The organism is Paenibacillus phytorum (assembly GCF_013141715.1).
Classification (GTDB): Bacteria; Bacillota; Bacilli; order Paenibacillales; family NBRC-103111; genus Paenibacillus_E; species Paenibacillus_E phytorum.
This window is the reverse complement of sequence record NZ_WHOA01000072.1, coordinates 85209-108561: the sequence shown is the minus strand read 5'-3', so window position 1 is coordinate 108561 and position 23353 is coordinate 85209. Positions and strand designations below refer to the sequence as shown.

Here is a 23353-nt window from a genome sequence, read left to right as displayed (position 1 = left end):
TACCCTCTTACTTTTATTTAAAACGCGACATAATCATCTATTTCATTCAATTTGAATAAGTAAACCTTCTTCTCATCTACATGATACACCGATACATTTTGAGTACTGCTATCAAAATTCAAAATGCGACACGGAAGATTAAGCTTGATTCCTTGACCTTTGATAACCGTTAAACGGATTAATGTATTTTTCACTTTGAAACTTTCCAATTGCTCAATAATTTTATCTGAAGCTCCACTGTTGGTGGTGGCTTTCGCCGTAGCTGTTACAGTTGATGGTGGGACAGCAGCTGTTTTTTTGTTTGGTTGTAACGGTGGGGTGCTCTCTTTGTTCGTGTTAAGTTCAATCAGCTTGCCAAGTTGAATACCATTAATAATTTGGTAATCCTTGACTGTATCCACATTCAGAAGATGAAGGAGCTTTTCCATGGCAAGGCCATTTGTGGCATCTTCAATCAGAATTTCTACGGTAAATAAATGCCCATTCGGACTTGTGTCTGCTTTTCCCTGACTCATATAGCCTCCTTGCTGCCCAAATACTGCTCTTGCACATACTATATCATGATATCATACCCAAATATAGCTTGCTTTTTACACGAATCTGGAAATTTACCTGAAGTTTTTCAAACCTTTCTCACACCGTACTAGCCGACCGCGCATATACTACCGTAAGACTGCGAAGAGGAGCTGTGCAGAGCATGATGCGCGTAGAACCCATTCTCCTTGAAGGACATACAGCAATCGCTATAGAAGTTAAACTGCCGAAAACAACGCTGCTGGTTGTGACTACGGACAAAGGTTACATCATGTGTGGCGCTCTCGATGTTGCGCTGCTCAATGAACGCTTGAGAGACAGGAATATTGTAGCTGCACGGGCAACGGGGGTTCGCACGATTGAGGAACTTCTAGAAGCGCCGCTTGAATCGGTGACACACACAGCAGAAGATTTGGGCATTGTAGCTGGGATGACGGGACGGGAAGCCATTTTGAAGATGATGTAAAGGTGTTTTGAATGACAAAATTAGAACGCTTGGGATCTTAAGATCTCGGCGTTTTTATTTGTTTGAGCACGATGACCAACCAGCCTTCTGTCCATTGTGCACATATCTAAAAATGAGAGAAAATAGCCATTTTCAATATATTTCTAGCGAATTTTCTCAATGAAGGCGTTGTTATTTTATTGACCAAGTGTTAAAATATGATTCGTCCATTACATAGAACGGGGGAATAATTTTTGAAAAAATTAATATTTTTTTTACTAGCTGTAGTTTTAGTTGTTGCTCTAACAGGTTGTGGTTCTAAGGGAACTGGTGGCACGAAGTACAAATTTGCTACTAATGCTGCCTATGCACCAATGGAATATATGGATAAAGATAAGTTGATTGGCTTTGATATCGATTTTTTTGCTGAAGTAATGAAAGAAGCTGGCCTTGACTACGAGATAACGAATACAGGTTGGGATACGATGCTGACAAGTGTAAAGCAAGGTAAAGAGTTTCAAGGTGGAGTTTCGGGCGTTTCGATCACAGATGACCGTAAACAAACTTACGATTACTCGATCCCTTACTTTGAATCGATGAACATGATTCTTGTTAAAGAAGGCAGCCCGATCAAAAGCGCGGATGACTTGAAAGACAAGAAAGTAGCTGTTCAAATTTCTACAACGGCGGATACGTTGATGAGCAAAATTTTGGGTGAGAAGAATCCATCTTTGAAACGTCTGGATAATAACACTTTAGCTCTAATGGAGCTTGAAAATAACGGTGTAGATGCAGTTGTCGCTGACATTGCGATTGTACGTGAATATGTGAAAAATAATCCGAACAAGAAATTCGTCACGATTTCTGATCCGAAAAACTTTGAGTCCGAGTACTACGGTATTCTGCTTCCTAAAGGCAGCGAGCTTAAAGCGAAGCTAGACCCGGCAATCAAGAAAATTATTGAGAACGGTGCATATGCAAAAGTGTACAAAAAATGGTTCGGTCAAGAGCCAGATACAAAGAAATTACTTGAACAAAAATAATAGGCCAACAGCATGCGTGACTTCAACCTTGCGCATGCTTTTGTTCTGTAAAGGCAGAATAAGTTAAGAAAGGAAGTGTGGAATGGATTTTCGTTTTGACATCATTATTGAATATATACCTTTATTACTTAAGGGTACGCTATGGACCGTTGGCATATCCATGTTATCCATCCTCTTTGGTTCGGTTTTAGGGTTGGCTGTTGGGTTGGGTAAAATGTCTCGCCGTGGCTACCTAAGATGGCCAACTAGTATTTATGTAAACTTCTTCCGCGGCACACCGCTGCTCGTTCAAATATTACTCGTCCACTTTGGAGTCGTTCCATTATTCATAGGTACAACGAATGCGATCATTGCTTCAATTGTTGCCTTATCTTTGAATTCAGCAGGTTACATGGCCGAGATTTTCAGAGCCGGCATTCAATCCATTGATAAAGGACAAACAGAAGCCGCGCATTCGCTTGGATTGACCCATTTCCAAACCATGAAATCGGTTATTTTGCCACAGGCGATTAAACGTATGATTCCTCCATTTGGGAATGAGTTTATCGTGCTGATTAAGGACTCCTCCCTGTTCGCTGTCATTGCTGCGCCAGAATTAATGTATTGGTCCAATGCGATGCGCAGCCAGTATTTTAAGGTATGGGAACCTTATTTAACAGCAGCTCTTATTTATTTCATTCTCACTTACTCTCTAAGCAAGCTGCTTGCTTATCTGGAAAGGAAAGTGTAGAGCTATGACCGCTATGATTGAGGTAAGAAATCTTAAAAAATCGTTCGGGGATAATGTCGTCCTGCGAGATATTAGTGCTGATATTCAGAACCAAGAGGTTCTTGTTGTGATAGGACCATCCGGATCAGGGAAATCGACATTCCTACGTTGTCTGAACCTGTTAGAACAGCCGGATAGCGGCAGTATCTTGATTGAAGGCAAATCGATTATGGATCCGATGAATAAGATCAATGAGATCCGTATGGAACTCGGGATGGTCTTTCAGCGGTTTCATTTGTTCCCGCATATGAAAGTCATTGATAATATCATGTTAGCACCTGTTCAAGTGAGAAAATGGCCAGAGGATAAAGCGCGTAAGAAAGCGTTTGAGCTTCTAGATAAAGTTGGGCTTGCAGATAAGGCCAATGCCCTTCCAGACTCGCTTTCGGGCGGTCAGGCACAGCGTGTAGCTATTGCAAGAGCACTGGCTATGGAGCCAAAGATCATGTTATTCGATGAGCCAACATCGGCTCTTGATCCTGAAATGGTCGGGGAAGTGCTTGCTGTAATGAAGCAATTGGCCAAAGAAGGGATGACAATGGTTGTCGTCACGCATGAAATGGGCTTCGCTCGCGAAGTCGGTGACCGCGTTATGTTTATGGAACAAGGCGTTATTGTCGAAGAAGGAAAGCCAGAGCAAATCTTTGAAAATGCCAAGCAGGAACGGACGAAATCCTTTTTGTCTAAAGTGCTCTAGCGCTTTTTAAAAGAATAGAAGTAAGCAGGGAGGATCGCATGCCGATCCTCTTTTTTATTTGTATCTTTTTGGCAAAAGATAGATTTATAATGAAGGTAACTATCTTATATTGAAAATTAAGGTGATTTATTCCATAGCTTTACTCATTTGTTTAAGCGCTTCCAAAGAGGTGATTCTCTATATTTACGCTTGTCATTTTGATTCCATTTCTAAAGAGGTGCTACATTGAAAACGTATGAAGATCAAGTGCCTATGGTGCAAGCAATTGGCGTTACGCGTGTTTTTGGGAAAGGAACGGGAGCCGTTCACGCATTGCGGGGAGCTCATTTAAGTATTCCCAGAGGCAGATTAGTGGCCTTGCGCGGGAGATCCGGATCCGGTAAAACAACGCTGCTCAATATATTAGGGGCACTCGACCATCCTTCGGAGGGAACCGTTTATTTAGAAGGCTTGGAGATTAGCCGACTATCCGAGTCCAAGCGCAATGAAGTCAGACGGAAGCAGATCGGTCTTATTTTTCAATCTTTTGCCCTAGTGCCTTATATGTCAGCCTACGAGAATGTAGAGTTTGGATTGCGCATTTCGGGTATTCACCCCAATCAATATAAGAGTTTGGCAGAAGAAGCGCTAGATTTCGTTGGATTGAAGCCGAGAATGAAGCATCGTCCTTACGAACTTTCCGGCGGAGAACAGCAGAGGGTTGCCATTGCCAGGGCCATTGCGCACAAGCCTAAGTTGATATTGGCAGATGAGCCTACAGCTGAGTTAGATAGCAGAATGGGCCTTCAGGTGCTTAAACTGTTCAAAGATTTGGTGCAAGAAGGAATGACAATTATTTTGACCACGCATGATCTCGCTATTATGGAAATTGTAGATGAAGTGTATGCATTGGAGGATGGAACCATTGTCGATGAAGGTTAATAAATTCGCTTCTCAGCTCGTTCTACTAACAAGTGCTGTGTTTTTACTAGCGGGATGCTCTCTGTTGCCCAAAGAAGAGGAAGCGCTTAAACCACCTTTAATCAAACCTGTGAAAGAAAATTTCGACCTTTACGAAGTGAAGAAAGGCAGTATAACGAGGAAGGTTAGTGTTGTTGGGACCTTTAAGTCTAGTAAAACGACCAACTATTATTTTAAAGAGTCAGGTCATCGGTTAGCTGGATTGCGCGTTAAACTAGGCGATACCGTTAAGCCGGGAGATGTGCTTGCTGAACTGGAAAAAGGCGACTTAGAAACTCGGATTGCCCTTCAAAAACTGAATCTGGAGAAAGCCCAGATTGCTAGTGTGCAAACGAGGCAGGTTGACCCCGATCAAGTGCTAGCGAATCGTTTGAAGGCCATAGATGTCGAAGCCGCGCAGCTTCAATTGGCATCTCTTCAATCTGAGTTAGACAAGACGAGGCTCACGGCTGATTCCGCAGGAGTGGTAACGTACTTAACCGATGCACAGCAGGGAAATGTCGTGGATGCCTTCAGTACGCTTGTCGTCATCGCTGATCCTAGTAAGCTGCAGCTATCTTACGAAACTTCAGATACCAGCACTCTTTCCGGTATTGAAGTTGGCATGGATGTTGAAGTGAAGATTGGTTCCTCTGGAAATAAGATACAAGGCAAAGTGCTGCGAACGCCATCAAGCTCACCTCCATCAGACAACAAAGCGCAAGCTGAAAGAAATGCTAAAACGATTATCGTTGGGGTTCCCGATGGAACGGAAGGAGCAGCGATCGGTGTACCCGGAGACTTAACGATCATCGTTGAGAAACGAGAAAATGTCATTGTCCTACCAAGAACAGGTCTTCGGAGTTACCTAGGTAGGGATTACGTTCAGGTGTTGATTGGGGAAAGTCGGAAGGAAGTCGATGTAGAGAAAGGGCTTGTAACACCGACAGAAGTGGAAATACGAACCGGACTAAAGGAAGGTCAGAATGTTATTTTAAATAATTAGCATCTGTAGGAGGATAGCAATGGCTTTATTTCTGATGATTCTCCGTAAAATGGTCAAAAACCGCTGGTTAGAGCTTAGTTTACTTGTGGGGCTAATTATTTCGGTTGCACTTGCCAGCTCAATGCCCATTTATACACATGCCATTTTACAGCGCATGCTGATCAAAGATTTGGAAGTTCTACAAACCAATACGCAGCAATATCCCGGGCATGCCTATAATTCTGCCTACTTAATGGGAGAAAGCGGAGATCAACTTTTAGCGGAAACAGATGCATTTATGGCTGAACAAAGCCAGCAGTTCGGCTTGCCGATTCTCCTATCCACGATAACGCGCAGCACAGTAAATTTCGAGCTTACACCTAGCGATCCAAGTAAAGTAGACCCTAAAGTGAACCGTTCAGCTGAACTAACAGCGATGTCGGATTTGGAAAAGCATATTCGCATAGTTGACGGTGTCATGCCTTCTAAGGAACCTGTGGATGGTGTATACGAAGCATGGGTATTCCCTGAGCTGCTGACTCAATTGAAAATCGTACTTGGCAATGAATTAACCATAGTTGACAAAGATTTGAAACAAAATATTCGAATAAAGCCGGTTGCAGTTATCGATCGTTCCGATTATGCCGATCTTTATTGGACGAGTAATATGAGCGACTTACGTACAAAATTTTTCATTCCCTTTACCTTATTTGAAAAAGATTTCACGAAAAACAAAAGCTTTCCCAACACATTTTCTTATTGGGATTACCTACTAGATTATCATCAATTAAAGTTGGAAGGGCTTGAAGCCTACACCAGCACGCATGAAAGGATAACCAGCTATTTAAGCAGTCATTTCAACACGTACACAGTCAAAAATCCAGCGATTACCACATTGAAATTGTATGGTGAGAAAGAGAAAAAACTCAGAATTATGCTGTGGTCGCTTAATGTGCCCATTAGTATTTTACTAGCCTTCTATTTATTCATGGTTGCCAATTTGATTACAGAACGACAGAAAACAGAGATTGCCGTGCTGCGCAGCAGAGGAGCAAGCCGGATTCAGATTCTGCTAGGTTATGTGCTAGAAGGTATTTTATTAGGGGGAGTTGCCCTTCTGGTTGGTCCTCTCATTGGCTTACAATTAACAAAAATACTGGGTGCATCGAATGGATTCCTAACGTTTGTTCAGCGCACATCGATGGAAGTCAAGCTAAATAAAGAGGCCTATCAATACGCTTTAATTGCCGTAACCGCATCGGTTTGTATGACTCTTATTCCCGCTGTACTCGCCACTCGCGCTACAATTGTTAGCCATAAACAAACCATGGCGAGGAAGAACAAGCTCTCTTTTGTACATAAAATGTTTCTCGATGTTGTCTTATTGGCCGTTTCTATCTATTTATTACAAAGCTTTAACCGACGAATGAATGATCTTGTAGCCTTAGGGCTGGACTCTATGGACATGAAAGTAGATCCACTCCTTTTCGTAGTACCGGCTTTATTCATCTTTGCCATGGGCCTGTTCCTACTTCGGATATACCCATGGGTTATTCAATTACTCTATCTCATCGGCCGAAAATGGTGGCGTCCCTATTTATATTCAACGCTGCTCCAAGTTGGCAGATCAACCACACAATATCAATTCATTATGCTGTTTATCATCATGACGCTTGCAACAGGGTTGTTTAGTGCCAGCGCAGCAAGGACGATGAACAAAAATATAGAAGAGAAGATCCGTTATAAGAATGGGGCCGATATTGTTCTGCAAACCAAATGGGACAATGATGCTCCGCCCCCTGAGTCAGGTCCGTCTGGCATTCAGTCAGAAGCGAGTTCCGCTAGTCAACCCGTTGTTAAGAAGCGTGTCCAATTTACGGAGCCTCCGTTCTTGCCCTTCACACAGTTGGCAGGTGTGGAATCAGCGGCTCGCGTATTTAATAAGAAAGATGCCTATTTCGCGCTTGGCAAAGAAACGAGAAAAATAGCGTTCATGGGCATTGATACCGATGAATTTGGTCAAACGGCTTGGCTCCGCGACCATTTGCTTGATCATCACTTTTATGAGTATTTAAACCTGCTGGCTGCCGATTCCAAAGCCGTGCTGATTTCCAAGTCTATTGCCGAGGAAACTGGAGCCAAAGTGGGCGATGTGGTGCATTTAGGATGGAGTGATGTAGAGGGAGCCACTTGTGTTGTGTATGGGATTATTGATTACTGGCCGAGTTGGAATCCGAATCCGATCCTAACCGCTGGAGCCAAAACAGGAAGCAGTTCAGACACGACGAAGCAAAGTAAAGTGGATGCGCCGAAGTTAGTTATTGGGCATCTGTCCTACATTCAAAATAATATGGCTGTAGAGCCGTATGATGTTTGGCTGAAGCTAAAACCGGATGTGACCAGTCAAGCTTTGTATGAGGAGCTAGAGCTTAAACATATCCCCCTCACAAGTTTAATGGATACGAAGCAAATGTTGGTTCTCTCTAAGAATGATCCATTCCAACTGGCTGTGAATGGCGTTATGACGCTTGGCTTCCTGATTGCTATTGGCATAAGCTTTATTGGGTTTCTCCTGTACTGGGTGCTTTCGTTGTCCGGGCGGATCTTGCAATTCGGTGTGCTTCGAGCGATGGGAATATCTTTTGCGCAGCTGATCGGAATGCTAATAGCTGAACAATTACTAACTTCTGGCGCAGCTGTTCTAATAGGCATGATTACGGGGAATATGGCCAGCCGATTGTTTGTTCCGTTATTCCAATTAACTTTCGATTCATCAAGTCAAGTACCGCCTTTTCAAGTGAGCTTTGATCCGAACGACCAGCTGCATTTGTACGTCATTGTCACTGTGATGATAGGCACGGGTCTACTATTACTCGGTACGATGCTGTCCAGAATTAAAATTCATCAAGCCGTTAAGCTTGGGGAGGATTAAGGATGATTCACTGTGAAAATCTAGTTAAAATTTATAAAGCGGCTGACATTGAAGTCGTCGCCCTACAAGGGCTTGATCTCCATATTGAGGAGGGAGAGCTGATGGCGATTATCGGCAACAGTGGCAGTGGCAAATCGACGTTGTTGAATATGCTGGGAGGGTTAGATCGACCTTCGGCGGGTAATCTGCACGTAGATGGGAAGGATTTGTTGAAATTTAAGGAATCGGATCTAGTGAAGTATAAAAGGGAAACCGTTGGCTTCGTCTGGCAAAATAATGCGCGCAATCTGATTCCCTATTTGACAGCATTGGAAAATGTAGAGCTGCCTATCCTGCTGCAGGGACGACGCAAGCGCCATCGAGCGTTAGATTTACTGGAAGCTGTAGGTTTGAGCCACCGAAGAAATAATAAGCTAAATGAGCTTTCTGGTGGCGAACAGCAGCGTGTGGCAATTGCCATTGCGCTCGCTAATCAGCCCAGGCTTTTGCTCGCTGATGAGCCGACAGGTTCTGTCGATACGAAGATGGCGAATCAAATTCTCGATCTGTTCCGTGAACTGAACCGCAGCTTCGGTTTAACAGTTGTTATCGTCACACACGATCCGCTTCTAGCTAAGAAAGTAGACCGTGTCGTTGCCATTCGTGACGGCAAAACCTCTTCAGAGATACTTCGACGCAAATCGTATCAAGAGGAATTGCTGGAGCTTGAGCTAGGTATCATTGCTGCTGATGGTGACTCTCATGTCGAATACGCGGTCGTTGACAAGGCGGGTAGACTGCAAATTCCTGCTAATTTCCTCGAATCGATTGGTGCTTCCAATACGAATAAAGTTCGCGTTGCGATGGAGGATGGACGAATTGTTCTTCTTCCACCAGATCAATCTTGAGAAAGGCCAGCTCTTGAATTTACATTTTGGTATAGAAAAAAATCCCAATATGTTATATTGACTTTACCTAGATATTTCCACTAGAATGATTGTATACTATTCCAGTAGGAATTATCAAGTTTAAAGTAAGTGACTGTTATTATTTAATTTATTTTTATCCTAGGAGGCATGTGCAATGTCAGATTCAGAACGCCAGTACTTACCGGAAACGTTAGCAATTCATGCAGGTCAACAAGTTGATCCGGCGACCAATTCAAGGGCTGTACCGATTTATCAAACGACGTCCTATGTGTTTAACGATACGGACCATGCTGCAAATTTATTTGCGCTCAAAGAATTTGGCAATATTTATACCCGTATAATGAACCCTACGACCGATGTATTTGAGAAACGGATTGCCGCGTTGGAAGGTGCCCCAGCTGCTCTTGCTGTAGCATCCGGTCAGGCAGCCATTACCTTCTCCATTCTAAACATTGCTGAGGTAGGGGATGAAATCGTTTCAGCTTCTTCCTTGTATGGCGGTACATATAATTTATTTTCAAATACATTGGCTAAACTAGGCATTAAAGTGAAATTCGTTGATCCGAGCAATCCGGAAAACTTCCGAGGTGCGATTACGGACAAGACCAAAGCCATTTACGCGGAATCGATCGGTAATCCTAAGGGGGATATTCTCGATATTGAGGCTGTAGCGGCTATAGCACGCGAAAATGGAATTCCTTTGATTATTGATAATACATTTCCGAGTCCTTACCTGCTTAGACCGATTGAGCATGGGGCCGATATTGTTGTTCACTCTGCAACCAAATTCATTGGTGGACACGGAACAACGATTGGCGGTGTTATTGTAGATAGTGGTAAATTTGATTGGGCTGCAAGCGGTAAATTTCCTGGTTTGACGAAGCCTGATCCAAGTTATAACGGCGTCGTCTATACGGAGGCTGTCGGTCCTATTGCCTACATCATCAAAGCGCGAGTTCAACTGCTTCGAGATTTAGGGGCTTCGTTATCTCCTAACAGTTCGTTCCTTTTATTGCAAGGACTTGAGACACTGCATCTGCGTATGGAACGCCACAGTTCCAATGCCCTTAAGGTTGCTCAATTTTTAGAGTCACATGAATCCGTAGAATGGGTTAGTTATGCAGGCCTGGAAAGCCATCCTTCCTATAAACTTGTTCAGAAGTATTTGCCGAAGGGTCAAGGCGCTATTTTGAGCTTTGGTATCAAAGGCGGTATTGAATCAGGCAAAAAGCTGATACATTCCGTTAAACTATTCTCTCATTTGGCAAATGTAGGAGATTCGAAGTCATTGATTATTCATCCAGCAAGCACGACGCATGCACAATTGAATGAGCAGGAACAAGTATCTGCCGGTGTGTCACCAGGACTTATTCGATTGTCCGTTGGTACGGAAGCGATCGAGGATATTATCTATGATTTGGAACAAGCGATTGCATCAAGTCAAGGCTAGAAGAGCAAAGGAATTATTTTACGAATTCTAAACTTGTAACCATACACGAATACGCATAAAATAAGAAGGCTGTGATCTAGGCTCAAAACCTAAAATTGCAGCCTTTTTAATTTGCAATGCAACTTTTGCATGAGATCAGAAGTCTATTTCATGTGTAAGTTTTTCATATTTGAGGAGGCAACTAGAAGATCATGAACAACAAGTCGAAATATTCGCTCGCCATACTCTTGGCGTTATCCATAGCAACAGGATGCAGCAAGGGGGAAGTAGCTCCTTCAGGTAGTCCCACTGCAACGGCTACTCCGCCGGTTAGTTTGGGGAGTCCTACACCTTCTTCGAGCCCTTCACCATCGCCTGTCATAACCCCGAAACCCTCAATTGTTCCTACGGCTTCCCCATCAACCTCTGCCGTTCCGCCAAAGAGCGGAGCTATCCAAGTTGTTGCGAAACCGGAGAGTATAACTGTTCTAGTAAATAAGCAAAATTCATTGCCCTCTAGCTATGAACCGACTGATTTGGTATATCCTGACATTCCATTTATTTTTGCTGAGAAAAATGAAAAACGTAAAATGCGTAAAACCGCTGCCAGTGCGATCGAAAAACTCTTTGCTGGAGCTGAGAAGGACGGTATCCGCCTATCTGGCGTTTCGGCATATCGCTCTTATGCGACGCAGAAAGCTCTATTCCAGCGTTATGTGCTTAAAGACGGCGAAGAGAAAGCCAAATTGTACAGTGCTGTTCCTGGGACGAGTGAGCATGAAACTGGGCTAGCCATAGATGTAACGGGCAGTGACGGGAAGTGTGCGGCGGAAGATTGCTTTGCTGGAACCAAGGAAGCGAAATGGCTCGAAACACATGTGGCGGAGTACGGGTTTATTATTCGTTATCCCAAAGGTAAAACAACGATTACCGGTTATCAATACGAACCATGGCATATTCGTTATGTGGGCATAGAGGTTGCGAAAGAAATGGTAGACAAAAGCTTGACAATGGAAGAGTATTACAAAGCGGTACCCGTAACCAAGTAATGAAAGATGTCGTTATTTTGCACCTTATTCTGTCGTTAATTCGAAATTTATCAAGACGTTATGGCATGTTACAATGAAACCAAGTCACTTATTTGGAGGTTAACATGATTAAAGTAGCGATGTTAAGTTTTTGGCACGTGCATGCGAATGACTATGCAAAACAAGTAGAGGGGCATCCAGATACTCAGATTGTTGCGGTTTGGGATGAGCTTCCAGAACGTGGGCAAGCGGAAGCCGCGAAACGCGGAGTGAGCTTTTACGCAGATCTAGCGGAGTTATTAGCAAATAAGGAAATTGATGCTGTTGTTGTGGATACACCGACCAACCTACACCGAGACGTAATGATCGCTGCTGCGAAGGCAGGTAAACATATTTTTACAGAAAAAGTTATTGCACCAACCTTACATGAAGTGAATGAGATTCTGAATGCGGTTAATGAAGCGGGTGTGACATTGACAGTTTCATTGCCGCGTTTGAATCCAACGTATACGTTAGCGATTCAAGAAATTGTCCAGAAAGAATTATTGGGCCAGATTACACTCGTTCGTACACGCTTATCGCATAATGGCGGCATTTCCACGAATGAAAATCCGAACGGTTGGTTGCCAGAGCATTTCTACAATGCAGAGCAATGTGGCGGAGGCGCCCTAATTGATCTCGGTTGTCATCCTATGTATTTAACTCGTTTATTGTTGGGGCTGCCTGAAGCTGTAAGCGCTTCTTACGGCTATGTAACAGGTAGAGAAGTAGAAGATAATGCCGTAGCAACCCTCCAGTATGCAAATGGTGCACTAGGCATCGTGGAAGCTGGTTTTGTGAACGCAGCTTCACCGTTTGTGATTGAAGTTCACGGTACGGATGGCAGTGTGCTTTATTCCGATCATGATGGAAGAGTCTTGCTTCGTACGAACAAGCTTGCAGATGCAAGCAAGCAATGGGTAGCGTATGAGAACGGTCCAGAAGCGAAGCCATCTGCGTTCGATCAATGGGTAGCTCATATTCAAAATGGGACAAAAGCGGTTGAAAATATTGGGCTCGCTGTGGATTTAACGAAGCTGATGGAGGCTTCTAATCGTTCCGTTGCAGCCAAACAACAAGTGAGACTTGATTCACTAAACCAGTAATTTAAGCAGGTAAGAAAGGAGGGTCTACGGATGAGCCAGCCATTTTACTTCGAACCCATGGTCGAGAATCCAATGGCATTGGATCGCTTGGAGTTAAGCTTCAGATGGGGTTCTTATGGACTTCGAGTACTGCGCTGTCATCTGACTTCCTTTCCTGCAGGAACGATCATAGATTTTCATCAACATTCCGAGTATGAAATTCATTATATCCCCTATGGCAAAGGCAGGGTCATTCTGGACGGTGTTACGCATCCCTTGCAAGAAGGCATGCTTTATGTAACGGCACCAGGCGTCAGTCATCGCCAAGAAGCTGATGAGCGGGAAGCGATGGGCGAACTCTGTCTGCATGTGGATATCGTAAAGCTGGATCAAGATGAAGATGAGCGAGGCTCTAAGCCCGTCTCTGAAGCATGGGGAGAAGCTTGGGAGATTGCTGAGGCAGATGCCTGCTTAAGGCAGCTGAGCGAGCTTCCACATGTCCCTGCTTTGGATCGACAGGAAGCCATGAAGTGCTTTCTCATAGCTTATGAAGCTTGGAGAAGCAATCAGCTAGGGCAGTACACGATCATTAAGCAATCCATTGTGCAAATGTTGTTAAGGACAGTGGGGGCCTATAAGGCGGACCAACAAGGGGTGAACCTGCCTGCGCGTGATATGAAGAGCTATCGTTATCAGCTTGCTATTCAATTTATTGAGGATAACTTCCGTCGTCCACTAACACTTGAAGGAGTAGCTGAACGCTTACAGATCAGTTCAAGGCAGCTTCAGCGCATCTTCAAGGAGCAGGCGAACATCTCGTTCAGCGAATACTTGGAACAGGTACGTTTGAAACATGTATGCAGCGAGTTGCTTCAAACCTCGTTAACCCTTGACAAAATTGCGGAAAGCAACGGCTTTGCATCTAGTAATTATTTGCACTATGTCTTTAAGAAAGCACATGGTGTCACCCCGAATCAATACCGTGATCAACTATTGAATCATGGATAAAAGAAAAAGGCTGTTCCCTCGTAGAGTGAGATCTACGCTGGGAACAGCCTTATTTTTTATTCGAACAGCTTCCGCAAGTTTTCCGTATATGGAGCTTGGATAATGCCTTTTTCGGTAATAATGGCAGTCACATATTCGTTAGGTGTCACGTCAAAGGCTGGATTAAACACTTTTACCCCTACCGGAGCTGTACGTTTACCAAAGCCTTGTGTAATCTCATCCTCATGACGCTCTTCAATAGGGATGTCTCCGCCCGTAGGTGTATTCAGATCGATCGTGGAGAGTGGGCTCGCCACGTAGAACGGGATGCCGTGCGCTTTCGCCAGTACGGCTACGCTGTAGGTACCGATTTTGTTGGCGACGTCACCGTTAGCCGCTACACGGTCTGTTCCTACGATGACCGCCTGGATCCAGCCCTTCGACATGACCGCGCCGGCCATGTTGTCACAGATCAGCGTCACGTCAACGCCTGCTTGCTGCAGTTCAAAGGCGGTCAGCCGTGCGCCTTGCAGCACCGGGCGGGTCTCATCCGCGAACACTTTGATGTTCATGCCTTTTTCTTTGGCCAAGTAGAACGGCGCTAACGCCGTGCCGTACTTGGCTGTCGCTAAGCCCCCGGCGTTGCAGTGCGTCAACACGCCGAACCCATCCTCGAACAGCGTTAGCGCATGTTCGCCGATAAGGCGGTTCGTCTCCTCGTCCTCGGCTTGAATCTTCTGCGCTTCGTCCAGGAGAGCTTCCTTGAAGGCAGCCGGGCTTCCACCCGCTGCTGCCAAAGCAACAGCCTGCGCTCGCATACGATCGAGCGCCCAGAACAAGTTCACAGCTGTCGGACGCGATGTCGCCAGGTAATCCGCTTGCTTCTGGACTTCCGCCAGAAGCTCGTCTAACTGAGCATCCACTTCACGGATGCCGAGGTATACCCCATACGCGGCGGCGATTCCTATCGCTGGTGCGCCGCGAACCTTCAAATGCCGGATCGCTTCCCACACCTCGATCGGTGTCTCCAGCGGCAAATACACAATCTCTTCCGGCAGCAGCCGTTGATCGAGCAGATCAAGCTGTTGGCCATTCCAACGTAAGGATTGCAAGGCACCTTGGTTCTCAAGGTTTTGTACTTCTAAATCTTTATTGTTCGTGTTCGTCATAGGACAAATCCTCTTTCTGCAGTAGATTCTTGGGTGGCGATGGCAATAAGCTCATCGATAGATTTCACTTGACGATTGGTACGAATGAATGAAGTGCCAATTGCTAACGCCAAGCGCTGAGCACGTTCTCTTGCAGCTGCATCTTCGATTTTATCAATATCAGCCACATGTGCAAGTCCAACAATACGGCGCACCATTTTAGCTCCGGCGAATCCAACTGTGTCTTGAAGCAGATTGGCTAGGAAGTAGTCTTGATAGCCAGGTGCTTGGAATACACGATCTACACCATTTTCATTCCATAACGTGCGGAAATTCGTTTCGAAATGGGTCCATACGTCCTTAACGGTTTGTAGTAAATACGCGCGATAGGAAGCACGGCTCTCAGTATCTATACTCCAGCCCTCTTGAGCAGCGTAATTGAGGAGCAGGTTCGCGAGTACAGCGCCAATATCGAAGCCCATCGGCCCATAGTAAGCGAACTCAGGATCAATAACCTTCGTGGAATCTGGTTTGATAAAGATACTTCCTGTGTGCAGATCGCCATGAAGGAGCGCTTGTGCACTCGTAAGGAATTTGTTGCGCAGGATAGCTACCTCAAAGTGAAGTTCGCTATCCGCCCAAAGCTGTTCTGCCGCATCGCGGATGTTCGCTTCAATATTGTTCGTTTCTGCATCGCGATACGGATCATCGAAGATTAAGTCTTCTGTAATTTTGCAAAGCTCGGGGTTGATGAATCGACCCTGTTGGATTTTCTTTTCTTGCTGGTTTTTGCCTAGATCCGATGTGAAAAATAACGTATTTGCTAGAAAGCGGCCGATATGCTCAGCAAAGAGTGGGTATTGGTTACGTTCAATCAACCCTCTGCGCATAATGACATGGTCACTCAGATCTTCCATCACGGTAAGCGCTAAATCAGCATCATAGGCATAAACGTGAGGTACAAGGTCTGGATTCAAGCTTTCTTCAATCAAGAGCGCTTCACTTTCAATTCGTGCACGGTCCAGTGTTAAAGGCCAGGATTCGCCGACAACTTTGGCATAAGGAAGGGCTTGTTTTAAAATAATACTTTTTCCTGTAGCTGTTTCCGATATGTGAAAAACGAGATTTAAGTTGCCGTCGCCGATTTCATGGCTAGTTAAGTCTGAGCCTGCTTGAAACAAATTTGGAATTTGACGTGCGTATTCAATAGCTTGGGCTTCACTTAAAGGATGATAAGTGGACATGTAGTAACCTCCTATGATTCATTGGATTTAATTCCAACTAACTTACTATGTTTTAATCGTCTGTTCCTAGTATAAGACAAAATGTAGCTGCTTGAAATACTAACTTTGGAAATGTTGCACAAATTACATAAAATAAGTGATTCTAACGTAAATTAACGTGTACATGAACAGAGTATAACCGATCAATAAAAAAATCAGGAGGCTTACTATGGTGACAACGTCCTTAACCCAATCTATCCAAGTTGTTCTGAATAAGCAAATTGCAAACTGGGGTTTACTTTATGTCAAGCTGCATAACTTTCATTGGTATGTGAAAGGCAATCAGTTTTTCACGCTGCATGTTAAATTTGAAGAGCTATATAATGAAGCGGCCCTTCACGTGGACGAGCTGGCTGAAAGGTTGCTTTCTATCGGTGGTCAGCCAGCGGCTACAATGAAAGCTTTTATGGAATTATCGTCCCTAAAAGAGGCTTCAGGTTCAGAAACCGCCACAAAAATGGTCGAAGCTGTTATAGAAGATTTCACGATCCTTACGCAAGAATTAAAAGCGGGTATGCAGGCTTGTGAAGAAGTTCAAGATGATACGACGTCCGACATGCTTTTAGCCATTCAGACTTCCTTGGAAAAGCATCGCTGGATGCTTCAGTCATTCCTAGGATAGTCGATATTTACAAAATCTTTAATCTGAACAAACATGTGGATGATGAAACTTGGCTATACTTGGAGCAAAACAGTTCTGGAGGATGTCATTGTGATGAAAATCCTGAATCTGCTGCTTGTTGTGGCTGCTTGCTTCTTCTTGCTCCTGATCGCCTTCGATGCTGATGCTCCTAGCGCGACTGCTGATCCTAATCCCATGAAACAAAATCAAGACCAGTTTACCCGTATGCAGCCAACGTATTACGCTGAAACTTCGAAATAAAAGAAAGTAAAGGGATGGCCCCATACGGCTATCCCTTTTTTATAGTGCGCTAGTATGAGTACTAACTTGTGTTTATGTCCCAAGTTGCGGTACATTGTTTTGCTTTCTTATATTCCTTATAATAAATAAGATTAATGAGGAGAACGAGGTGTTTGCGTCATGGGGAAACCAAAGGCCCTGAAGGAATGGGCATCGGCTGTTAAAGCATTGGAAGATGGAACGCAAATTTTTATTATGCGCAAGGGAGGAATTGTTGAGGAAACAAAAGATTTTCAAGTGGAATCCGCTGATTTCTTTCTCTATCCGACGTATGAACATCAGAGAAAAGAATTATTGAAGGAAGATTATCGCGGGGTTATCGATGAATCCCTCATAGGCTGGAGTGCAGAGGATACACACGTAACGATTAGCAGCTTTGCTCGAATGGTTGAAGATATTGAAGTCAGTGATCAAGAACAGTTGAATAAATTGTATCCTTATCACATTTGGACCGAAAATTTCACGGAAGAAAGATTAAAGTGGAAACGCCAAAATCCGCTTCATATCATGCTGTTAAGGGTATATACATTGGTGCAGCCCTTGCAAATTCCGATTGAACAAGCCTATATAGGCTGCAAATCATGGATTGAGCTTGGGACTGCTATACCGGAAGAGTCTTCCTTGGTTCCAGTGTTGAGTGATGAGGCGTTTGCTGCGAGGGTTGCTGAAATTAAGCATACTTTGGCGTAAATTAAAAGGAAGCATTTTCAGAAAATGACCATCTTTTTCATACAAATGCCCTTTCTTGATTTAGCATAGTAAGTTATAATAGAATTATTCTAATGAGAATCAATGATAATCATTTGAAATGGTTGTCGTTTATCTTGTACATTCAAACACATTATGGAGGCTTAAGAAATGGCGAATTCATCAACATTTACAATAGACGGTCTAAAAGCGAACGTCGAAGGAAAGGAAATTTTGAAGGGTCTTAGCCTGGAAATCAAAGGCGGCGAAATTCATGCCATCATGGGACCAAATGGTACAGGTAAAAGTACATTGGCTTCTGCTCTGATGGGTCACCCGAAATATGAAGTAACTGAGGGTTCTGTAACATTAGACGGTGAAGATGTTCTCGAAATGGCTGTTGACGAGAGAGCACGCGCTGGTTTGTTCTTAGCTATGCAATATCCAAGCGAAATCACTGGCGTAACGAACGCTGACTTCTTGCGCAGTGCAATGAATGTTCGCCGCGGTGAGGGCAATGAAATCTCGTTGATCAAGTTCATTCGCCAAATGGAAGCGAAGATGAAGCAGCTAGAAATGAACCCAGAGTTCATGCACCGTTACCTGAACGAAGGCTTCTCCGGTGGTGAGAAGAAACGTAACGAAATTCTTCAAATGCTTTTGCTTGAGCCTAAATTCGTTATTTTGGACGAAATTGACTCCGGTCTAGACATCGATGCATTGCGTATCGTAGCTGAAGGTGTTAATGCTATGCGCAGCGAAGATCGCGGCTTCTTGATCATTACGCATTACCAACGTTTGCTGAACTACGTTAAACCTGATTTTGTACATGTTATGATGCAAGGTCGTATCGTGAAATCCGGTGGTCCTGAGCTTGCAGAGCGTCTGGAAGCAGAAGGTTACGATTGGATCAAAGAAGAACTCGGTATCGTGGATGAAACGGTTGGTCAAGATACGGAAGAATTCAAAGTTCCAATGAACACGCCTGGACCGAAGTACTAAAGGAGGAGAGACTTTGGTCTACGACCCAAGGTCCATATATTAGGAGGAATACCATGAGTAGTCAAACAACACTTTCCATAGATACTAATGCTGTCATCGAGCTCTCCCGCAGCAAACAAGAGCCGGAGTGGGTGACTGCCCTTCGTACAGAAGGGTTAGCGTTAGCGAATTCTTTGGAATTACCTGCACTAGAAAAGACGAGAATTGACCGTTGGAGCATCTCTTCCTATGGTTCATATAAAACGCAAGCTCCTTTGGCATCCCTCGATGCTTTACCCGAAGTTGCCAAAGGATTAGCTAATTCCGAAAACTTGATCGTACAACGCAACTCCGGTATCGTGTTCAATCAAGTATCGGCGGAATTGAAACAGCAAGGCGTTATTTTCACCGATTTGGAAACAGCCATTCGCGATCATGCGGATTTGGTGAAGCCATACTTCATGAAAGCTGTAGAAGCCAATGAAAATCAATTAACAGCTTTGCATGCTGCACTATGGAACGGCGGTATTTTCATCTATGTACCGAAAGACGTTCGAGTGAACCTTCCGCTGCAAGCGTTATTTGTAACCGATGATGCTGAAGCGACTTTTGCACCGCATGTCTTGATTGTTGCAGAGCAGTTCAGCTCTGTTACTTATGTAGATAATTTTGTATCCTCCGTATCAGGTGTTCCAATGGTACAAAACGGGATCGTTGAAGTATTCGTGAAGCCAGGTGCGCGCGTTAACTATGCATCCGTTCATAACTTGGAAGAATCCGTTACGGACTTGACATACCGCCGTGCGATCATCGATAACGATGCGAGCATTCAGTGGGTAGTTGGTGAAATGAATTACGGGAACACGTTGTCTGATACGACGTCGATCCTTAAAGGCAAAGGTTCCGATTCCGATGCTAAAGTGATTTGTGTAGGAACTCAAGAGCAAAAGTTGAACCTGACAACTCGCGCTGTTCACTGGGGCAAAGCTTCGACAAGCGACATGATTACACGTGCCGTAATGAGAGATGGCTCAACAGCGATCATCAACGGAATTACGAAGATCGAAAAAGGCGCAACAGGCTGTAACGGTCAACAAACAGAGAAAGTACTTATGCTCAGCCCCAAAGCGCGCGGCGACGCGAATCCGATTCTTCTTATTGATGAAGATGATGTTAAAGCTGGTCATGCGGCGAGTGTTGGCCAAGTCAATGCTGAGCAAGTTCACTATCTGATGTCTCGTGGGATTACGAAGGAAGAAGCTCAGCGCTTAATTATTTACGGATTCTTGGCGCCAGTCGTTTCCGAAATTCCAATTAAGAGCGTTGAAGAACAGCTGCAAAGCTTAGTGGAGAGGAAGCTGGGACAATGATTACCTCGGAGATACGTGAACTTTTTCCCATTCTGAAGCAAGAAGTGAACGGTCATCCGCTGGTGTACTTGGACAGTGCTGCAACTTCCCAGAAGCCTATTCAGGTGATTGAAGCACTGAAGCATTACTATGAGTGGGACAATGCGAACGTTCACCGCGGGGTTCATACCCTAGGTTCCCGTGCAACGGATGCATACGAAGGAGCTAGAGCCAAAGTGGCTAAGTTCATTGGTGCATCCAGTGAGCAGGAAATCATTTTCACTAGAGGTACGACAACGGCAATCAACATTGTAGCAAGCAGTTATGCGAGATCTGTACTACGTGAGGGCGATGAAATCGTCCTTACACCGATGGAGCATCACAGCAACCTGATTCCATGGCAGCAAGCTGCCAAGGCAACAGGTGCTACTTTAAAATATATTCCTTTACAACCAGATGGTTCGATTTCGCTTACAGATGTTGAAAACACGATAACCGATCGTACGAAGATCGTATCGGTTGTGTATGTTTCCAACGTTCTGGGTGTCGTTAATCCGATCAAAGAAATAGCCCAAATCGCCCATAAACATGGAGCGAAGATGATGGTCGATGGCGCACAAAGCACACCGCACATGAAGGTGGATGTTCAAGATTTGGATTGCGACTTCTACGCGCTTTCCGGTCACAAGATGTGTGGCCCTACCGGAATCGGGGCATTGTATGGAAAGAAGGCCTTGCTTGAGAATATGGAGCCCGTTGAATTTGGCGGCGAGATGATTGATCATGTGGATCTCTATGAGTCAACATGGAAAGAACTGCCTTGGAAGTTTGAAGGTGGAACACCAATTATCGCAGGAGCTGTTGGCCTCGGCGCGGCAATCGATTTTCTTCAAGAAGTCGGTATGGACAATATTTATAAACACGATATTCAGCTCACGAATTATGCGATGGAGCGTATGACTCAGATCGAAGATCTGGTTGTTTATGGCCCTACTGCGAACCGTGCAGGACTCGTAACGTTTAATCTAGGCGATGTGCATCCTCATGATGTGGCAACCGTTCTGGATGCGGAAGGAGTTGCTGTGCGTGCCGGTCACCATTGCTGTCAGCCTTTAATGAGATGGCTTGAGGTGAGTTCAACGGCTCGTGCAAGCTTCTATCTATACAATACAGAAGCGGATATTGACCGACTTGTGTTGGCCTTACAAAAAACAAAGGAGTACTTCGGCCATGCAATTGGATGATTTATACCGTAGAGTGATTATGGATCACTATAAAACACCGCGCAACCGTGGGAAGTTTGAGTCTGGCGAAGCAGTTACCATTGATCTTAATAACCCGACCTGTGGAGATAAGATTTCCCTGCAGATGCAGGTAGAAGATGGTATCGTGAAGATGGCTAAATTCACAGGTGAAGGCTGTTCGATTAGCTTATCCTCTGCATCCATGATGACGGATGCAGTCAAAGGTAAAACAATCGAAGAGGCACTGAAGATGGCCGATGGTTTTTCTGGCTTGATGAAGGGCGAACCTGTTGAATTTGAATATGAAGATATTGAGGCGTTATCTGGGGTAAATAAATTCCCAGCACGTATTAAATGTGCAACCCTGGCATGGAACGCACTTCGCAAAGGGATTGAACATTCTCAAAAAACCGATAACTAACGCAAAAGCGATGCATAGATTAGAAAGCTGTTTTTGCTGCACAAAAATTCTAAGGAGGAAACTACCATGGCTAAACAAATGCCAGATCTCGAGGATTATAAATATGGTTTTAGAGATGAGCACAAATCGATTTTTCAATCGGGTAAAGGCTTAACTCGTGAAATCGTTGAAGAAATCTCCAGAATTAAAGGCGAACCTGAGTGGATGCTAGAGTTTCGTTTGAAATCACTGGAGCAATTTTTCAAAATGCCAATGCCACGTTGGGGCGGAAACATGGATGATCTGGATTTCGATGATATCCAGTACTATGTACGACCGTCCGAGAAGCAAGGCAAAACGTGGGAAGAAGTTCCTACAGAAATTAAAGAAACATTCGACAAACTCGGTATTCCTGAAGCGGAACAAAAATTCTTAGCTGGCGTATCGGCTCAGTATGAATCTGAAGTTGTTTACCACAGCATGCAAAAGGAACTAGAAGACCAAGGCGTTATCTTTACAGATACGGATACGGCTCTTCGTGAATACCCAGAGCTGTTCAGACAATATTTCGGAACTATTATTCCGCCGACCGATAATAAATTCGCTGCGTTGAATAGTGCGGTATGGTCCGGTGGTTCTTTCATCTATGTGCCTAAAGGCGTAAAATGTGAAGTTCCTTTACAAGCGTACTTCCGTATTAACTCCGAGAACATGGGGCAATTCGAGCGTACATTGATCATTACCGATGAGGAAAGCTTCGTGCACTACGTAGAGGGCTGTACAGCTCCTATTTACAGCACAAACTCCCTTCATAGCGCGGTAGTTGAAATCGTATGTCTCAAAAACTCCCGTGCACGTTACACAACGATTCAAAACTGGGCACCGAACATCTACAACCTCGTTACTAAACGTGCGGTTGCAGAAGAAGGCGCTACAATGGAATGGGTCGATGGTAACATTGGTTCCAAGCTGACTATGAAGTACCCAGCTGTTGTGCTGAAAGGCCGCGGCGCTAAAGGGATGGTTCTTTCTATCGCTGTAGCTGGAAAAGGGCAGCACCAAGATGCTGGCGCGAAAATGACGCATCTGGCGCCTGACACAACTTCAACGATCGTATCCAAATCGATCTCCAAGCACGGTGGTAAAGTAACATACCGTGGTCTGGCTTCCTTCGGACGCAACTCCCAAGGTTCCAAAGCGAACATCAAATGTGATACCTTGATTCTCGATAACGAGTCAACGTCAGATACGATTCCTTATAACGAAATCATGAACGACAACATTACGCTTGAGCATGAAGCAACAGTATCCAAGGTATCTGAGGACCAATTGTTCTACCTCATGAGCCGCGGTCTTACTGAGGCTGAAGCGACGCAAATGATCGTTATGGGCTTCATCGAGCCGTTCACGAAAGAACTTCCAATGGAATATGCCGTAGAAATGAATCGTCTCATTAAATTTGAGATGGAAGGTTCCATCGGTTAATCGATATGTACAACGAAAAGCGTGCCCGAGTTTC

General features: G+C 44.4%; 22 protein-coding genes and 1 pseudogene. 20 read left to right on the top strand and 3 right to left on the bottom strand.

Going from position 1 to position 23353, the window contains the following annotated elements:
• Positions 1-17: 17 nt before the first annotated feature.
• Positions 18-515, bottom strand: coding sequence for a hypothetical protein (locus GC098_RS09770; RefSeq protein ID WP_171642982.1), 498 nt, complete (start codon positions 513-515; stop codon positions 18-20).
• A 182-nt stretch (positions 516-697) separates the two neighbouring features.
• Here GC098_RS09770 and GC098_RS09765 point away from each other — a divergent pair, with 182 nt between their 5' ends.
• The 12 genes and pseudogenes from GC098_RS09765 to GC098_RS09710 all read left to right on the top strand — a co-directional run bounded on the left by GC098_RS09765 (position 698) and on the right by GC098_RS09710 (position 13841).
• On the top strand, positions 698-1000 hold the full coding sequence (locus GC098_RS09765) for a YunC family protein (RefSeq protein WP_029194411.1): 303 nt from the start codon (positions 698-700) through the stop codon (positions 998-1000).
• A gap of 233 nt (positions 1001-1233) precedes the next feature.
• Positions 1234-2022: a basic amino acid ABC transporter substrate-binding protein gene (locus GC098_RS09760; protein WP_171642981.1), complete on the top strand. Its 789-nt coding sequence runs from the start codon at positions 1234-1236 to the stop codon at positions 2020-2022.
• A gap of 82 nt (positions 2023-2104) precedes the next feature.
• The gene (locus GC098_RS09755; RefSeq protein WP_171642980.1) at positions 2105-2752 is read left to right on the top strand and encodes an amino acid ABC transporter permease; all 648 of its coding nucleotides are present in this window, start codon (positions 2105-2107) and stop codon (positions 2750-2752) included.
• 13 nt (positions 2753-2765) lie between these two features.
• Positions 2766-3488 carry an amino acid ABC transporter ATP-binding protein gene (locus GC098_RS09750; RefSeq protein WP_171643042.1) on the top strand — a complete coding sequence of 241 codons (723 nt, stop codon included), beginning with the start codon at positions 2766-2768 and terminating at the stop codon, positions 3486-3488.
• Between the two features lie 252 nt (positions 3489-3740).
• On the top strand, positions 3741-4409 hold the full coding sequence (locus GC098_RS09745; protein WP_171643041.1) for an ABC transporter ATP-binding protein: 669 nt from the start codon (positions 3741-3743) through the stop codon (positions 4407-4409).
• On the top strand, positions 4399-5433 hold the full coding sequence (locus GC098_RS09740; protein WP_171643040.1) for an efflux RND transporter periplasmic adaptor subunit: 1035 nt from the start codon (positions 4399-4401) through the stop codon (positions 5431-5433). The genes GC098_RS09745 and GC098_RS09740 overlap by 11 nt, the downstream gene beginning before the upstream one ends.
• A 19-nt stretch (positions 5434-5452) precedes the next feature.
• A complete protein-coding gene (locus tag GC098_RS09735) occupies positions 5453-8344 on the top strand; it encodes an ABC transporter permease (protein ID WP_171642979.1) in 2892 nt (963 codons plus the stop codon).
• A gap of 2 nt (positions 8345-8346) precedes the next feature.
• Positions 8347-9231, top strand: coding sequence for an ABC transporter ATP-binding protein (locus GC098_RS09730; protein ID WP_171642978.1), 885 nt, complete (start codon positions 8347-8349; stop codon positions 9229-9231).
• Between the two features lie 175 nt (positions 9232-9406).
• Complete coding sequence (locus GC098_RS09725) at positions 9407-10702, top strand: homocysteine synthase (protein WP_171642977.1); 1296 nt, start codon at positions 9407-9409, stop codon at positions 10700-10702.
• A 191-nt stretch (positions 10703-10893) separates the two neighbouring features.
• Positions 10894-11656: pseudogene (locus tag GC098_RS09720) on the top strand (M15 family metallopeptidase); the annotation flags it as partial.
• 178 nt (positions 11657-11834) lie between these two features.
• Positions 11835-12854: a Gfo/Idh/MocA family protein gene (locus GC098_RS09715; RefSeq protein WP_171642975.1), complete on the top strand. Its 1020-nt coding sequence runs from the start codon at positions 11835-11837 to the stop codon at positions 12852-12854.
• A gap of 30 nt (positions 12855-12884) precedes the next feature.
• Complete coding sequence (locus tag GC098_RS09710) at positions 12885-13841, top strand: AraC family transcriptional regulator (RefSeq protein WP_171642974.1); 957 nt, start codon at positions 12885-12887, stop codon at positions 13839-13841.
• Between the two features lie 56 nt (positions 13842-13897).
• Here the strand turns inward: GC098_RS09710 and mtnA are convergent, their stop codons facing one another.
• Both mtnA and mtnK read right to left on the bottom strand, forming a co-directional pair.
• A complete protein-coding gene (gene mtnA / locus GC098_RS09705) occupies positions 13898-14989 on the bottom strand; it encodes an S-methyl-5-thioribose-1-phosphate isomerase (protein WP_171642973.1) in 1092 nt (363 codons plus the stop codon).
• Positions 14986-16212 carry an S-methyl-5-thioribose kinase gene (mtnK, locus tag GC098_RS09700; protein WP_171642972.1) on the bottom strand — a complete coding sequence of 409 codons (1227 nt, stop codon included), beginning with the start codon at positions 16210-16212 and terminating at the stop codon, positions 14986-14988. Before mtnK ends, mtnA begins: the two co-directional genes overlap by 4 nt.
• Before the next feature lie 208 nt (positions 16213-16420).
• Here mtnK and GC098_RS09695 point away from each other — a divergent pair, with 208 nt between their 5' ends.
• The 8 genes from GC098_RS09695 (at position 16421) to sufB (ending at position 23319) form a co-directional block, all read left to right on the top strand.
• Positions 16421-16873, top strand: a complete 453-nt coding sequence (locus GC098_RS09695) for a Dps family protein (RefSeq protein WP_171642971.1) — start codon at positions 16421-16423, stop codon at positions 16871-16873.
• A gap of 33 nt (positions 16874-16906) precedes the next feature.
• Entirely contained in the window at positions 16907-17134 is a 228-nt protein-coding gene (locus tag GC098_RS09690) for a hypothetical protein (protein ID WP_171642970.1), read from the top strand.
• Positions 17135-17293: 159 nt separating this feature from the next.
• Positions 17294-17863, top strand: a complete 570-nt coding sequence (locus GC098_RS09685; protein ID WP_171642969.1) for a DUF1802 family protein — start codon at positions 17294-17296, stop codon at positions 17861-17863.
• Positions 17864-18031: 168 nt separating this feature from the next.
• Positions 18032-18862, top strand: a complete 831-nt coding sequence (sufC, locus tag GC098_RS09680; protein ID WP_029194394.1) for a Fe-S cluster assembly ATPase SufC — start codon at positions 18032-18034, stop codon at positions 18860-18862.
• A 53-nt stretch (positions 18863-18915) separates the two neighbouring features.
• Positions 18916-20211, top strand: coding sequence for a Fe-S cluster assembly protein SufD (gene sufD / locus GC098_RS09675; protein WP_171642968.1), 1296 nt, complete (start codon positions 18916-18918; stop codon positions 20209-20211).
• Positions 20208-21434, top strand: coding sequence for a cysteine desulfurase (locus GC098_RS09670; protein ID WP_171642967.1), 1227 nt, complete (start codon positions 20208-20210; stop codon positions 21432-21434). Before sufD ends, GC098_RS09670 begins: the two co-directional genes overlap by 4 nt.
• A complete protein-coding gene (gene sufU, locus GC098_RS09665; RefSeq protein WP_171642966.1) occupies positions 21421-21855 on the top strand; it encodes a Fe-S cluster assembly sulfur transfer protein SufU in 435 nt (144 codons plus the stop codon). The genes GC098_RS09670 and sufU overlap by 14 nt, the downstream gene beginning before the upstream one ends.
• Positions 21856-21921: 66 nt before the next feature.
• Positions 21922-23319, top strand: coding sequence for a Fe-S cluster assembly protein SufB (gene sufB, locus GC098_RS09660; protein WP_171642965.1), 1398 nt, complete (start codon positions 21922-21924; stop codon positions 23317-23319).
• The last annotated feature ends 34 nt before the right edge of the window (positions 23320-23353 follow it).